Origin of the sequence: Candidatus Ruthia endofausta, from assembly GCF_013342985.1 — a bacterium.
Lineage (GTDB): Bacteria > Pseudomonadota > Gammaproteobacteria > PS1 > Pseudothioglobaceae > Ruthia > Ruthia endofausta.
Genome location: NZ_CP054490.1, coordinates 162178 through 176645 on the forward strand (window position 1 = coordinate 162178; position 14468 = coordinate 176645).

The window sequence follows — 14468 nt, forward strand, 5'->3', positions numbered from 1 at the left end:
GTTTTACTCTTTGTCTAGTTTTTCCATTTCGGCATCAATCTTTTCCATTTCTGCCTCCATCTCATCATCACTCCAATCGTCATCATCTGAAACTGACTCTTTTTCTGAAGAAGCTTTGCTAGAGTTTGGAGAAGGCTTATCAGGCGTTTTTTGTTTATTTTCTTTGAATAATGGTGCAAAAATTAGACCTGCTTCAAATAACAACCATATTGGAATTGCGATTAAGGTTTGAGAGATAATATCAGGCGGTGTTAACAACATACCCAAAACAAAAGCACCAATAATAACATAAGGTCGATTATTTTTTAGCTTTCCAACTGTTGTGATGCCAAACATAATCAACAATATGGTGGCAATCGGCACTTCAAAAGCTACACCAAAGGCAAAAGAAACTTTGAGTACAAAGTCTAAGTAGTATTGAATATCTGGGGTAAAGTCGACAATATTGGGACCAACACTAGACAGAAAACCAAATATAACAGGAAAAACAACATAAAAAGAAAACAACAATCCTGCATAAAATAAAATGGTTGATGAAACAACCAAAGGCAAAATCATTTGTTTTTCGTGCTTGTAAAGTGCAGGTGCAATAAACGACCAAATTTGATATAAAAGATAGGGCATGGCCGCGTAGACAGCAATAATGAGTGCCATTTTTAAGGGTGTTAAAAATGGCGATATAACACCGATGGCAATAATGTTAGTATCTTGAGGTAGTACGTTAATAATGGGTGCTGCAATAAAACCATAAACTTCATTAGCAAAGGGAAAAATGCCAATAAAAATAACAAAAATAGCAATAACTGAGTGCAACAAAATATTACGAAGTTCAATCAAATGCTGAATAAAAGTCATTTCTTTATTGGTCATTATTTTTGATCAGTGTTGTTTTTAATATCATTCAAGGTGTTTTTAGCGTCACTTAAAGTATTTTTTGTGTCATCAAAAATCTCTAAAATATTGGATTTTTTATCCACAGCATTTAGGTGTTCTTTAAGTTTGTCCATCTCAAACTCATCACTAATATCATCTTGAATATTGGCAATAAAGCGCTTGGCTTTGCCAATATAAGTGCCTGCTTTTCTAGCAATTACGGGCATACGTTCCGGCCCAACTATAATAAGTGCAATGATACCAATTAAGGCAAATTCCCAAAAGCCAACGTCAAACATAGTTTATTTTTCTTGTTTTGTATCCTCTTTGATAATTTTGGCTTCAACAATGTCGTCTTTTGCATCAATCTTATCTGTTGGCTCTTTTTTCATAGATTTTTTAAAGCCTTTAATGGCGTTGCCCAAATCACCACCAATATTCTTTAAGCGCTTTCCGCCAAAAAGAAGCAGTACGATTACTAAAATAATAATCAGTTCGAATGGTCCTGGCATCATGATTTTTCTCCTATTGTTTAGTTGTTTCTTCTATTGGCTTTTTCTTGCAAACCAGACAAGCCAAATCGTTTGGATAATTCATTCGTTATTTGATCTACTTTTATCTCTTTAAAACGAAGCAGTACAAGCGTGTGAAACCAAAGATCAGCCACTTCATAGATGATTTTATCGTTCGCACTATCTTTAGCTGCCATAATCACCTCGGCAGATTCCTCATTAATTTTCTTTAAAATTTCATCCATGCCTTTGTTGTACAAAGATGAAACATAAGATTCATCTACTTTAGCAGATTTTCTTTGTTCTAAAACTTCTTCTAATTTTGTTAGTATATCATCCATAAATATCTTTCGAATCTTTTAATATGTTAGCAACGGTTTTCCAGTTATTTTCATCCAATTTTTGGAAAAAACAAGATTTTCTACCTGTATGGCAAGCAATCTCTCCAACTTGTTCAACCTTAAGCAGGATAACGTCATTGTCGCAATCTGTAAAGATTTCTTTAACGAGTTGTGTGTGTCCTGACTGCTCACCTTTAAACCAAAGTTTTTGACGTGATCGAGAGTAATATACCGCCTGTTGTCTTTCAATACTCAGTGCTAAAGATTCTTGATTCATCCAAGCAAACATCAAAATCTCCCCTGTTTTAAAGTCTTGAGCGATTGCAGGTATCAGGCCTTTATCGTCAAATTTTGTTTGCTCTAATGCACCCACGCTTTATAAAGACCTTAAGATAAAACGATTAATTTTACCGCCAGATGAGAGACTTTGTATGAGATTATTTATTTTATGTTTTTTATTAAGTGTTAGTGCATTTGCAAACCTAGATAATTTTTCATTGGCAAGCGAAAAAACGTTATATGTGCTTGATGGTGATAGCATTAGTTTACAACTGCGAATTAAAGGCATTGATACGCCAGAAATACTAGAAGGTTTGCTAGGTAAATTATCAATTAAACCAATGGGGGTTTGATTATTACAATCGTGTTTTAGTGCGTATTTTAAAGGATGATGTTGATATTGAGGCGTATATGATGACACAAGGTACGGCATCTTCTTATAAAAATGCTTATCAAAAAGAAGAGGAAAACGCTAAGGCAAACAAACGTGGTTTTTGGGGTTTTTACAAATCATCTATCAAGATAAATGGCGTAAGTCTAACCCTCGTTAGTTTGTCATATGGGCAGGGTCGGAACCTTATCGTATTGTAGTGGGTATGAGTGATATCATTATTAGCGTTATACCTGATAATGGGTAATAAAGCTTTGCCCATCAATTGCATGAGTAGTATTGGTAATATTACCATATTTGTCATAACGATAATTTGTTGTGCCACTATCCATCTGCTATGACTCAGCCTAGCAATTGCATTGACTCTATCAGTATCATCATAACCATAGATAGTAGTCAGTCTATTTGCGTTTATTTGCTCAGTTGTTTGTATTGGTTGGTTATTAGTATTATAGATAATAAGTTAAAAAATAGTGTTTTTCAGTGGTTTATAGAAACCTAGCATAACTTTGACAAGCTTGAGCCTTATCAAGTGATAACTATCTTAAAGTTACTAATTCTTCGGCACTAGTCGGATGAATAGCAACCGTATCATCAAACTGCTTTTTAGTCGCTCCCATTTTGATAGCTACCGCAAATCCTTGCAACATTTCATCAGCACCGTGTCCCATAATATGGCAACCAACAACTTTTTCATCATCACCCACACAGACTAATTTAAGTGCTGTGGTGGTTTTCTGGTTAAGCAAAGCATCTGCCATTGGGGTAAATTCTGATTTGTAAATTTTGACTTTATCAAATTCTTTATTGGCCTCAATTTCCGTGAGACCGATAGTGCCAATCGGTGGATGTGAGAAAACCACAGTGGAAATATTACTGTAATCTAAATGCCTATCGGTCATATTGTTATACAGCCTATCAGCTAATCTTCTGCCTGCTGCAATCGCTACAGGCGTTAGTGACGTTCTGCCTGTGGCATCACCGAGTGCAAAAATATTATCCACATTGGTCACTTGAAATTTATCTGTTGGAATAAAACCACGTTGATCGCATTCAACACTTGCATTTTCCAAACCAAGATGTTGCGTCATTGGGTCTCTACCAACTGCCCAAATAATGCTATCAAACCCAGAAAACTCACCATGATTAGTAAATATCGTTTTATCGACTGAGACTTTATCAATTGTAGTGCCATGATGAAGGATAATACCGTGAGAGGTATAGTTTTTATCCAAGACCTCTTGAATCATCGGGTCAAAACCACGCAATAAGATGTCAGCTCTACCGAAAATCTCAACTTCACTGCCGAGTGCATTCAATACACCAGCCAACTCAACACCAATATAGCCACTACCAATAACTGCTACTTTCTTGGGTAATGTTTCTAATTCAAAAAAACCATCTGAGGTAATGCCATATTTGGCACCTTTAATATTCGGAACAGATGGCTCACCACCGGGTGATAATACAATATGATCTGCCGTGTAAGTTTCACCATTTACGGACACCGTATTTTTATCGACTAATTGGCCAAAGCCATGAATATAATTAATCCCTAATTTTTCTAAATGACTGTCATACCAGTTAATAATACCTTTGATATAGTTATCGCGACTTTGTTTAAGTTTTTTCCATGAGAAATTTTTAACCTCAATATCAAAACCAAAGCCTTGGGCACTGTCAATCTGTGTGGCAGTATTGGCGGCAAACCACATCACTTTTTTAGGCACACAACCGACATTTACACAAGTACCACCAATAGTTTTTACCTCAATCACCAAGCATTTTTTGTCATATTCGCTGGCGCGTTCAACAGCTGAAAGACCGCCAGAGCCTGCACCAATTGCAATCATATCGTAATGTTTTGCCATTTTTTTTCTCCAATAAATAAAAAGGAGTTCCCCACTCCCTTAACCTCTAACTTGTTGGGTTTAGTGTGCAATCGGTTTGCCAGTAAAAAGATAGTCTTTAAGCTCTTTATCAAAAGTCTTATCTTTGCATCTAACCCACTCTAAGACCATTGATGCGTGTTCTTTTTTCTTCATCATGATTATGTGTACCAAAATCGCTGATTATACCAATCAATGGCTTCTAATTCCTCCATCAAAGACATAATTGCTTTGTGCATGTTGTCCTTGGTCAATTGTATTGATTAAATCTTTTTGTGCGTCAAAATGGACACGCTTTTTTTGCCTTGATATTGTCTATCGTAAAAACAATCCCAATCAGGGTAATATTTTAGCATTGAGTTTGCTTTTACAACCAAACACTAAAAATGCTCATCAAGATGTTTAAGATTAGTATCATCTGAAATCACATTATCCGTATGAGAAGTTGGAAGTTGGTTGTGGATACTTAGATAAACATTATAAGTGGACGTAATACCTTATCCAGATTACTACTCTTCAGATTTGAAGTGGTTACAATCATGAATTTATTGGTCGGCACTTATCCACCTTCTCCGTACTCGTCGGTAGTAATAAAAGTTTTTTCATAAAGTAAAATCTCCTCAAGCCATTTAACCAATAGGACGGGCATATTAAACCACATAATTGGTGTAATATAAACCATAAAAGCTTATCAACCTCTCTATTTACATTATTTACATTCCAAATTCATCGAGAAGTGTATAAAGTTGTACCAACCTAAGGTTGGAATACAGCCTTACTAAACAGGGAGAATCACTTAAAAACACTATTTTTTTATCGTTAGAAAAATGGGGTAAGAATCACCAAAAAAACAAAGACAACTATAACCCAGTTTTTAAACTAGCTTCAATAAATTTATCCAAATTTCCATCTAACACATCACCTGTATTGGCACTTTCAACACCTGTACGCAAATCTTTAATTTTTGATTGGTCAAGGATATAAGAACGAATTTGATGCCCCCAGCCAATGTCAGATTTTGCCTGCTCTAAACTTTGCTTTTCAGCGTTTTGTTTTTGCATTTCTAACTCATAAAGCTTAGATTTTAGTTGTTTCATGGCTTGATCTTTGTTAGCGTGCTGTGAACGACCATCTTGGCATTGCACAACGGTGTTAGTGGACAAATGGGTGATGCGTACGGCTGATTCAGTCTTATTAACATGTTGGCCGCCTGCACCACTAGCGCGATAAGTGTCAATGCGTAAATCCGACGGATTAATCTCAATGTCAATATCATCATCCACTTCGGGGGAGACAAATACAGAGCAAAATGAAGTGTGGCGTTTGCCGTTGGCATTAAATGGGGATTTTCTAACCAAGCGATGAATGCCAATTTCTGTGCGTAACCAGCCAAATGCATACTCGCCATCAAAATGGATGGTTGCAGATTTAATACCAGCAACTTCACCTGCTGAGACTTCCATGAGTTTGACTTTGAAATTGTGTTTTTCGCCCCAACGCAAATACATACGCAGCACCATCTCTGCCCAATCTTGAGCTTCTGTGCCACCTGAGCCAGATTGAATATCTAAATAAGCAGAGTTAACATCTAAATCGCCACTAAACATGCGTTTAAATTCAAGTTTTTCAATGGCAGATTGGGTGGCATCTAAATCATCAATGACGCCATTTTCTGTGTCTTCATCATTTTCTGCTTGAGCTAAGTTTAACAATTCTTTTGCATCTTCTAAAATAGCATTCACCTGCTCAAAGGTTTGACAAATTGATGTTAGTCTTGATTTTTCTTCTCCTAAGGCTTGTGCTTGATCAGGATTTGCCCAGATGTCCGGATTCTCCATTTCCAATAAAACTTCTTCTAGGCGGGCTTGTTTTTCTTCTAAATTAATGTCTATTGATAAGGCAATTGTGCGTTGCTTTAAATTTTGGATTTTTTTGATAAGTGGGCGAAGAGGGTTCTATGGTTGTTATTTTAGGTATAAAACCCAAAATGGGGTTTTATAAAAATGTTATAAATTATTTTCTAAGTCCTAGATGGGTAATCAAGTTTGAATATGCAGTTGTATTAGTGCCTTTAAGATAGGTCAGTAATTTTTTGCGTTGAGAAACTAAATGTAGAAGTCCTCTTCTTGAGTGGTGATCTTTTTTATGAGCTTTAAAATGCTTAGTTAGGTGTTTGATGCGAGCTGTTAATAAAGCGACTTGTACATTGGTCGAACCAGTATCACCAGTTTTGCTCTGATATTTTTTAATAATTGCTTGAGTATCAACCGACATAATAAAACCTATAATCAAAATTATAAATTATACACTAATTGCTTTGTTCTTTAAAAGTTAATAAAAAGATGGTTCATTATTTGGTCTAGTTTTAAAGCGCCTGTGAATCCATAAATATTGTTCTGGCGCTTTTAAAATTTGTTGTTGTAATATTTGGTTGGTTAGTCGTGTATTTTGTTGGGATTTGTCATTAGGATAATCTATCAAAGCAGGAGAAAATTTTAGTGTGTAAGTTGTGTGTTGACGAACAAAGGAGAAAGGAATAACGACCGTACTATCAATGCGAGCTAGTTTTTCTGTGGCTTTTATGGTGGCAGTTTGTATGTCAAAAAAAGGTGAAAAAATGCTAATTTTTGCACCTAAATCTTGGTCGTGTGTGTACCAAATGGGTAGGCCTGATTTTAGAGTTCGGATTAAGGTTCTGGTGTCTTTCACCTTAATCATCAAACTGCCATGTTGGGTGAATATTTTTTGCATTTGATTGTCAAATAAGGCGTTGTTTTGTGGGCGGTAAACATCAGCAAAATTAAAGTTTTGTAGTAGCATCCTACCAGCAAGCATCATGGTTGTAAAATGCCCAACGAGTAAAATAATCTTTTGTTGCTTGTCCAAGGCGTTTTGTAAAATCTCAGAACCTTCAATATGGTAGCGTTGCTTGAGTTTTTTGTCGCTTAAATAAAAGCAATTTGCTATTTCAAACAGTCCAATACCTAATGCTCCAAAATGTTGTTTAACTAAACGGGTTACTTGGACTTTATTTTTATTAGGGAAACATTTAGTGATATTCACAAAAGCAATTTTTCTATATCTACTTAAAAGAAGATATAGAATTCTACCTATTATTTTGCCCATCATTAACTGGATTTTAAGCGGTAATTTAGCGCTTAGTTTCATCAAGCCAATTAAAGTCCAGGTGGGTATAAATTTAGGATGATAAAACTTTGTTTTTGTCATTAAAATGTAATATTTAAATGTTTTAGTATCGAGTTACAGAATGCCGTTTGTTAATGCAAATTTTAAAGATGATTTACCTAATCGTGTAGATATTGTTGATATAATTAATCGGCGTGTGCCACTTAAGAAGGCAGGTAAAGATTACAAAGCATGTTGTCCATTTCATCATGAAAAAACCCCATCGTTTAGCGTTTCAGTTGAAAAGCAAATGTATAAATGTTTTGGTTGTGGCGAAGGTGGCGGTGTAATTAACTTTGTTATGAAGTTTGACAACCTAGGCTTGGTTGAGGCGATAGAGACCATTGCTGGCGGATCAGGCATCAGCGTGGTGTATGATGAGAATGTCAAACCTGTAGATTCAAGATTAACTCGTTATCGAGACCTAATGCAACGAGTTGGTCAGTTTTATATTCAGCAATTAAAGCAATCTCCTGCAAAAGACAAAGCGGTTAATTATGCTAAAAATAGAGGTATTAGTGGTGAAATTGCTAAGCGTTTTGAGTTGGGTTTTGCACCACCTAGTAGTAATTTACTATCTGAATTTGAACAAAGTGATCAAAATATTGCTGATTTAAAGGCGATGGGATTGCTAAGTGATGATCAATACCGCTCAGGGCAATATTACGATTTTTTTAAATATCGTCTTATGTTTCCCATTCATAATGCCAAAGGCAATATTATTGCTTTTGGTGGTCGAGCGTTTGGTAAAAATACCAAGGCAAAATATTTAAATTCACCTGAAACGCCTATTTTTTCAAAATCAAAAGAGCTTTATGGCTTGTATCAAGCGCGTAAATATTCACGCTCGATTGATTATATTTTGGTAGTAGAAGGTTATATGGATGTGGTTGCCCTTCATCAAGCAGGTATATCACAAGTGGTTGCTGCGTTAGGTACGGCAACTACGATAGAGCATTTAAATATTTTATCGCGCACAACAAACATCATCATTTTTTGTTTTGATGGCGATAAGGCAGGAAAGAAAGCCGCTTGGCGGGCGTTAAATACCACTTTGTCAGTGATTAAAGCAGGCATGATTGTTAAATTTTTATTTTTGCCAGATGGGGAAGATCCAGACACTTTGGTTAAAAAAGAATCAAGCAAAGTGTTTGTAAAACGTATTGACAATGCACAACCCTTGAGTAAATTTTTATTTAGCCATATCAAGGCAAAGGTGGACTTTGACACAATTGAAGGCAAAACCCTATTTTTAGAAAAAGTATCAACATTACTAGGGAAAATAAATTATGAAACTTACCAACAACAGTTGCTAGAAGGGTTAGCAAGTGAGGTTAATCAAAGTGTTGAACAGGTTAAATCTATATTAGAGCGACAAGATACATTCACTCAAACCAATACATTTGATATACCACAAAATTATGAAGAGCTGCCTACGCCTGATTTTTATGATGCTAATGAAAATTATCAAGCATTAACGCCAATATCTACTAAGGGTAATAATTCATTAATTGATCAAATGATTGGTTTGCTGCTAAACCATCCTTCTATGGTTGATGAAAGGATAAAACTCAGGGTAAGAAAAATTAATGATGCAAATGTGTTGCAAGAGTTGGCTAATTCGGCTTTGTTGCAAGAAGATATTGCTTTAGAGGATATGATAAAGCCATTTCCTCAGAAAAAACAACAATTGCTTGATTTATACAATAAGAAAAAGGTATTAAAAAATTACGATTATAAGAATGAGTTTTTGGATGCTTTATTAAAGATTGAAAAAAAACAAGAAGAGAAAGATGCTTTATCAATCACAAATGAAGCAGAATATACAAAAAGTTTACAGGCAAGAAAAGGCAAACTTAAAAGCTAGTCTTTCATGCTTAATTTGATTGAAATGTCATTGGTTAAAATATGTCCCATTGCCTCTTTAAATACCATTGCTGCTGAGTTTGACCCTTCGCATTTACTGCGAAGATTAGGGTCCCAAGAGGTATAGCATTTTTTAGGATAATCAAGCCTCACTGCCATAATATATTTAGGTTTTTTAACAGGCGCAAAGCCGGTAAAGAAAGTACGCTTAGCGCCTTTTTTATTATATGAGCCATTAACCACCATCTCTGCTGTTCCTGTTTTGCCAGCCACGTTGTAGCCTTTGATTTGTGCTCGATATCCAGACCCTTGATTTGAGGTGACTGCGCTTAATAATTGAGCAATTTTTGCAATAGATTGTTTGTTAAATACTTGAGTCGTGTCCTCATAAATACTGGTATTTTTAACCAGTTTTAATGGCGGCATCGCACCTTCATTAGCAAATACCAAATAAGCTCTAGCTAATTGCGCCAGATTAGTCTCCATTGGACCATGACCAAATGATAAAGTGCGTTTATCACTTAATACCCATGAGCTAAAGTGTCTTAATGAACCAGAATTTTCAATGCTTGGTATAAGACCTAGTTGATGGCTAAATCCCAGCTTGTTCCAAGTATTGTACATGGCTTCTGGCTCAAGCCTTTCGGAGACATTAACAGTGCCAAGATTGTGAGATTTTTGCAATATTTTTTTAATCGTCATTTGCTTATATTTGCCATCTGGTTTGATATGGCCAATGCGTTTTGAAACATCAATAAATTCATCTTTAGTGGCTGTTATTTGATTTTTATCCAATGCCAAAAGCATAGTAAAGGGTTTCATAGTTGAACCAGGCTCTATTTTATCAGATAGTACTCTATTGCGATAATGTTCAGCATTGTAAGTGCTATTATCATTTGGATTATCAGCAGGGTAGTTCACCATGGCTAGCACTTCACCATTTGGTGCAAGAATAATGGCTGAGCCTGAATCTGCCTCATGCTTTTGAACCGATTTTTTAATGGCTTCATAAGCATGGTATTGAATGTCAGTATCAATGGTCAGTATTATATTTTGTCCTTGTTGTTTCTGAGTGATTATTTTAGAATTGAAATACGCTTCATTGGTGTTGGCTTTAAAATTAATCAGCGTTTGTCCATTACGCCCAGCAAGGCTATTTTCAAATTCTCCCTCAATGCCAGAAGTGCCTTTTTTGTTGGCATTAACTCGACCTAATAGTGGTGCTAGCGAGGCAGATTTTGGATAGTATCTTTTTGTGTCTTGTTGTAATGCTACGCCAGCAATTTTTGCTTTTTTGCATCGTTTAACAAGGGCGTAGGTTGTTTTTGTCTTTTGTAGGTTTAAGGTGTTAAAAATGTGCTCAATGAAACTTAATTTATTAGCCATTTTTTTATTTACACAGACTGAAATTCTCATTAATTTTAATTGCTTTAATTTATTAATAATAGGGTCGGTGAGTGTGATATTTTTCTTGATAATTAAATATCTTGAGCCAATTTTTCGTTTTGATGCGAGCAACTTGCTGAGCGTTTGAACTTTTATATCTAGGACGCGCGCTAATTTGGGAATAAATTCGACCTGAATCAGTGTTGGGTCTAAATTAAGGCGTTTTAACAGCAAATTACTGGCAAGGATATGTCCATTTCTATCTAGGATATCACCTCGTTGGGCAATTTTTGTCTCCAAATTAACGGCTTGATAATAAGCTCTATCTTGTATTGACAAACTTATGGTATTAGATTGTGATATAGAAGTGGTTTGATAAGCAAAAACACTAAAAAGAAATACAAAAAAGTACTTAACCGCACCTTGTCTGCGCCAGTAATTTTGCACCCGTCCTAGCATCAATGTTTTTGAAATGGTTGATATCTTTCCACTCATAGTAACAATTCTCTTTGTCTTTTAGGTGCTTGCATTTTTAAAGCTTTTGCTTTAATTGTGCTACCACTGATTGTTTGTGATTGTTCAATTAATAATTGCTTATGCAGAGCAGTTAATTGGTGGTTTTGTGTCTCTATACGTTTTGATTGAGTATATAAAAGATACATTTGATGATGCCAAGAGATGGTTAAAATACTCAACAAAACCAAACTTAGTATTAGTGCAACATTAAGTTTGGTTTTGTTGATATTTAAGAGCATTTTAATTCTTGCTTGCTACTCGTAAAATTGCACTTCGAGCACGGGCATTGCTACTAATTTCTGCCTTACTAGCAAAGTGCTTGCCCAAATCTTTTAGACAAGTTTTTTCAGTTTTATGTTCAATAATAGGCAAGCCTTTTGGTAGGGTTTTTTGTCGTGAATTTGTTTGAATAAAACGCTTAACAATACGATCTTCAATCGAGTGAAAACTAATAATAGACAGCCTGCCATGCTTGCTTAAAATATCTTTGGATTGTTTCAATACATCTTCAAGCTGTTTAAGTTCTTGGTTGATAAAGATGCGTATGGCTTGAAAAGTTCGCGTGGCAGGGTGTTTGTTTTTTTGCCCTTTTACCACTTCACTAACAATATTGGCAAGTGCTAAAGTGGTTTCTAATGTGTGGTTTTGTTGGTATTTTTTGATTTTAGTAGCGATATGTCGTGATTTTTTTTCATCACCAAATTGATAAATAACATTGGCAATCTCTTTCTCATTGGCCGACTTTAGCCATTGCGCGGCACTGATGCCTCTGGTTTGGTTCATACGCATATCTAGTGGACCATCAGCCTTAAAGCTAAAACCACGTTGTGCATTATCCAACTGAGGTGATGAGACACCAAGATCCATTAAAATACCATCAATCTTACCTATTAGTCCTTGCTGAGTTATGATGCTTAGCATATTGGAGAACGCACTGTGAATAAGGGTTAGGCGATTATCAGTAAAATTTTTATGGGCGCATTCAATCGCACTAATATCTTGGTCAAAGGAGATTAATTTTCCTTGCTCGCCTAATTTATTTAGTATGCCCTGAGCATGACCACCACGACCAAAAGTTGCATCAATATAAATACCATCAGTTTTTATATTAAGTGCATCAATTGATTCATTAAACATCACAGATTGATGGTGATTAGACATCATAGCAATAATTGGGCAAGTTCTATTGGGATTTGGATTTGTTTACTGAGTGTGTCAAGACTATCAAATTGTTTATGCCAAGTATTCTCATCCCACAATTCGAAATTATGCCCTTGACCACTCATGATAATTTTCTTATCTATGTGAGCATAATGTTTAAGTGTCGAAGGAATTAGAATGCGCGCCACCCTGTCCAACTCACAATCAGTAGCATGACCAATGAGTTTGCGTTTTAGCCGTTTTGTGTGAATATTTAACGAAGGCAAAGCACTGATTTTTTCTTCCAATATTTGCCAATCTTTCAAAGGATATAACAACAAAAATTCATCATCTGGATGAATACTCAGCACCATCTTGCCTGAATAAATTTCATTAATTTGCGCTTGGTGGTGCGTTGGTATTTTTACCCTTCCCTTGGTGTCAACGCTTAAATTGTGCACCCCTCTAAACATTAGCGATGTTGTTGATATTTTTGCATATAAGCCATGACACCTAATATTAAAGCCACAATAGTGATAATTAAGAATGATTTGGTATTGTTTATTTGGTTTTGTTGTACGCCTATCAGAGCTAAAACATTTAGAGAAAATGCAGATAGAAACACACTAAGCACAAATTTCAATTTAATTTTTTTCACGCAAATATCTCTTTTAAATTTAACTTTTAAGAAAAATTTTATACCACTTTTAGACACTTTAATCCACTTTTATTTAAAACAATTTAAAAGAATCTGGCTTTTATAGTAAAAAAGTTGTTAACGATAGTTTTGGTTTTTTTATCTAAGTGAAAAGTTTAGAAATTTATTCTTTTCTTAAATCAGTGTGATTGTGTTGTTTTGCTATTGATGTAATAGAAAATATTTCACACCTTCCAAAATTATACTAACTAACCACCTATGACTAATGACGTTTATTAAAGGTATGCCTGTAATGCTTGAGGTAACAAATAAGTTAAGCCCTACAGGGTGGGGTTTAGCATGCCAATTTCTATATTAACAACCGTAATAATACTAAGCTCTATTGCGATTGGAAACAAGATGGACACCATGATTGAGTACTGCTTCTGCAATTTCATGAGGAACGCGCTTGTTAGTTAATACAAAAACAAATAGTATGGTATTTGCAATAATGAACATCAACATAATTGAAGTTTTTGCTGAGTCTGTAATGACCCAAGAAATGTCTTTTATTTTTATATCTTTATAAACAAAAACGCCCAAGATAAAGGCATATACTACCGCCACTTCAGTGGGTGTAAATATACCACCATAATAATTGAGGGCGGAATTAAGATGCTCAATGGTGTCAGAAGAACTAATCACGTTTGCAGCATAAGATTGCGGGTAACCTTCTTTAATCCAGCCAATACTATCAATCGCAAAGTCAACCAAGCGTTGTGCCGCGCCACCTTTTGACAAAAAGGAGGACGCTAATATAAAAAACGGAATGGCCATTAAAGTATAGTGCCCCATTGAGCCAAATATATGCCCAGCAAGAGAGGCTAGAGATTCATCTCCAAATAATAAAATCGCACTAACGCTGGATAAATCTAGGGAAAAAGCCACAGACACGCCTAATGCCATTAGACCAAAAAGCATGAAAAATAAGACAAAAAATTACCATTATTTTTTTAACTACTCTTGGTAATCATTAGTATATGAGCAGGATTTTGTCTTTAATAACATCAATCATAACTTCCACAAGCCGATAAAACATCAGTGCAAAATTAAGAGGTAAGATGATTTTTGCTTGCCTTTCAAGTATTGGCAAATCTTCCATTTCAATTTCAATCTCTTTTAGCAATGAAATATATTCATAGCTATCTATGAACATAGTAATGACAAATACCATGCAAGCAGATACGGCAAAAGGTGTTATTTTTTTTCGATTTTTCTCAGAAAAAAGATTGACTACACTGTCAACAGCAATATGCGTGCCACACTTAATAACATAGGATGCGCCTAGTAAGACTAACCAAGCAAATAAATAAGTAGCGACTCCTAACGCTCAAACTGCACCTGAGTTAAATACATATCGGGCAACAACTTGTGAAAAGGTTAATAGCGTCA

Annotated in this window: 19 protein-coding genes and 2 pseudogenes; 4 read left to right on the forward strand and 17 right to left on the reverse strand. The window is 35.3% G+C overall.

The window, feature by feature from the left end:
* Positions 1-3: 3 nt before the first annotated feature.
* From tatC to hisI, 5 genes are read right to left on the reverse strand one after another with little or no spacing between them, the layout of a single operon-like run.
* Positions 4-870, reverse strand: coding sequence for a twin-arginine translocase subunit TatC (gene tatC, locus HUE58_RS00865; RefSeq protein WP_174605214.1), 867 nt, complete (start codon positions 868-870; stop codon positions 4-6).
* Positions 870-1172, reverse strand: coding sequence for a Sec-independent protein translocase protein TatB (gene tatB / locus HUE58_RS00870; protein ID WP_174605215.1), 303 nt, complete (start codon positions 1170-1172; stop codon positions 870-872). The genes tatC and tatB overlap by 1 nt, the downstream gene beginning before the upstream one ends.
* A gap of 3 nt (positions 1173-1175) precedes the next feature.
* Positions 1176-1388 (reverse strand): twin-arginine translocase TatA/TatE family subunit, encoded by a 213-nt coding sequence (gene tatA / locus HUE58_RS00875; protein ID WP_174605216.1) that lies wholly within the window; start codon positions 1386-1388, stop codon positions 1176-1178.
* Positions 1389-1405: 17 nt separating this feature from the next.
* A complete protein-coding gene (locus HUE58_RS00880) occupies positions 1406-1726 on the reverse strand; it encodes a phosphoribosyl-ATP diphosphatase (protein ID WP_174605217.1) in 321 nt (106 codons plus the stop codon).
* On the reverse strand, positions 1719-2099 hold the full coding sequence (gene hisI, locus HUE58_RS00885) for a phosphoribosyl-AMP cyclohydrolase (RefSeq protein ID WP_174605218.1): 381 nt from the start codon (positions 2097-2099) through the stop codon (positions 1719-1721). Before hisI ends, HUE58_RS00880 begins: the two co-directional genes overlap by 8 nt.
* A gap of 58 nt (positions 2100-2157) precedes the next feature.
* Between hisI and HUE58_RS00890 the strand changes: the two genes are divergently transcribed.
* Positions 2158-2358: a thermonuclease family protein gene (locus HUE58_RS00890; protein ID WP_174605219.1), complete on the forward strand. Its 201-nt coding sequence runs from the start codon at positions 2158-2160 to the stop codon at positions 2356-2358.
* Between the two features lie 19 nt (positions 2359-2377).
* Positions 2378-2596 (forward strand): hypothetical protein, encoded by a 219-nt coding sequence (locus tag HUE58_RS00895; protein WP_174605220.1) that lies wholly within the window; start codon positions 2378-2380, stop codon positions 2594-2596.
* 339 nt (positions 2597-2935) lie between these two features.
* Here HUE58_RS00895 and gorA read toward each other — a convergent pair whose 3' ends face one another.
* From gorA to HUE58_RS07275, 3 genes and pseudogenes are all read right to left on the reverse strand, one after another.
* Positions 2936-4267, reverse strand: coding sequence for a glutathione-disulfide reductase (gene gorA, locus HUE58_RS00900; protein WP_174605221.1), 1332 nt, complete (start codon positions 4265-4267; stop codon positions 2936-2938).
* A 60-nt stretch (positions 4268-4327) separates the two neighbouring features.
* Positions 4328-4524: pseudogene (locus HUE58_RS00905) on the reverse strand (ferritin family protein).
* Between the two features lie 320 nt (positions 4525-4844).
* Entirely contained in the window at positions 4845-4967 is a 123-nt protein-coding gene (locus HUE58_RS07275) for an NAD(P)H-dependent oxidoreductase (RefSeq protein ID WP_174605222.1), read from the reverse strand.
* An 80-nt stretch (positions 4968-5047) separates the two neighbouring features.
* Between HUE58_RS07275 and HUE58_RS07280 the strand changes: the two are divergent.
* Positions 5048-5095 (forward strand): annotated as a pseudogene (locus HUE58_RS07280) (hypothetical protein); the annotation flags it as partial.
* A 50-nt stretch (positions 5096-5145) separates the two neighbouring features.
* Here the strand turns inward: HUE58_RS07280 and prfB are convergent.
* From prfB to HUE58_RS00925, 3 genes are all read right to left on the reverse strand, one after another.
* Positions 5146-6222: a peptide chain release factor 2 gene (gene prfB, locus HUE58_RS00915; RefSeq protein ID WP_174606203.1), complete on the reverse strand. Its 1077-nt coding sequence runs from the start codon at positions 6220-6222 to the stop codon at positions 5146-5148.
* A 76-nt stretch (positions 6223-6298) separates the two neighbouring features.
* Positions 6299-6559: a 30S ribosomal protein S15 gene (gene rpsO, locus HUE58_RS00920; RefSeq protein ID WP_174605223.1), complete on the reverse strand. Its 261-nt coding sequence runs from the start codon at positions 6557-6559 to the stop codon at positions 6299-6301.
* 57 nt (positions 6560-6616) lie between these two features.
* Complete coding sequence (locus HUE58_RS00925; protein ID WP_174605224.1) at positions 6617-7513, reverse strand: LpxL/LpxP family acyltransferase; 897 nt, start codon at positions 7511-7513, stop codon at positions 6617-6619.
* Between the two features lie 40 nt (positions 7514-7553).
* On the opposite strand from HUE58_RS00925, the gene dnaG reads away from it, so the two are divergent.
* Complete coding sequence (gene dnaG, locus HUE58_RS00930; RefSeq protein ID WP_174605225.1) at positions 7554-9338, forward strand: DNA primase; 1785 nt, start codon at positions 7554-7556, stop codon at positions 9336-9338.
* Here dnaG and HUE58_RS00935 read toward each other — a convergent pair.
* The 6 genes from HUE58_RS00935 to HUE58_RS00960 all read right to left on the reverse strand — a co-directional run bounded on the left by HUE58_RS00935 (position 9335) and on the right by HUE58_RS00960 (position 14346).
* Positions 9335-11218: a peptidoglycan D,D-transpeptidase FtsI family protein gene (locus HUE58_RS00935; protein WP_174605226.1), complete on the reverse strand. Its 1884-nt coding sequence runs from the start codon at positions 11216-11218 to the stop codon at positions 9335-9337. The genes dnaG and HUE58_RS00935 overlap by 4 nt on opposite strands.
* On the reverse strand, positions 11215-11478 hold the full coding sequence (locus HUE58_RS00940) for a cell division protein FtsL (protein ID WP_174605227.1): 264 nt from the start codon (positions 11476-11478) through the stop codon (positions 11215-11217). Before HUE58_RS00940 ends, HUE58_RS00935 begins: the two co-directional genes overlap by 4 nt.
* A gap of 1 nt (position 11479) precedes the next feature.
* Positions 11480-12403 carry a 16S rRNA (cytosine(1402)-N(4))-methyltransferase RsmH gene (rsmH, locus tag HUE58_RS00945; protein ID WP_174605228.1) on the reverse strand — a complete coding sequence of 308 codons (924 nt, stop codon included), beginning with the start codon at positions 12401-12403 and terminating at the stop codon, positions 11480-11482.
* Complete coding sequence (gene mraZ, locus HUE58_RS00950; protein WP_174605229.1) at positions 12400-12852, reverse strand: division/cell wall cluster transcriptional repressor MraZ; 453 nt, start codon at positions 12850-12852, stop codon at positions 12400-12402. Before mraZ ends, rsmH begins: the two co-directional genes overlap by 4 nt.
* A 557-nt stretch (positions 12853-13409) precedes the next feature.
* Positions 13410-13997, reverse strand: a complete 588-nt coding sequence (locus tag HUE58_RS00955; protein ID WP_246260819.1) for a TRAP transporter large permease subunit — start codon at positions 13995-13997, stop codon at positions 13410-13412.
* Positions 13998-14049: 52 nt separating this feature from the next.
* Positions 14050-14346: a TRAP transporter small permease gene (locus HUE58_RS00960; RefSeq protein ID WP_246260853.1), complete on the reverse strand. Its 297-nt coding sequence runs from the start codon at positions 14344-14346 to the stop codon at positions 14050-14052.
* Between the last annotated feature and the right edge of the window lie 122 nt (positions 14347-14468).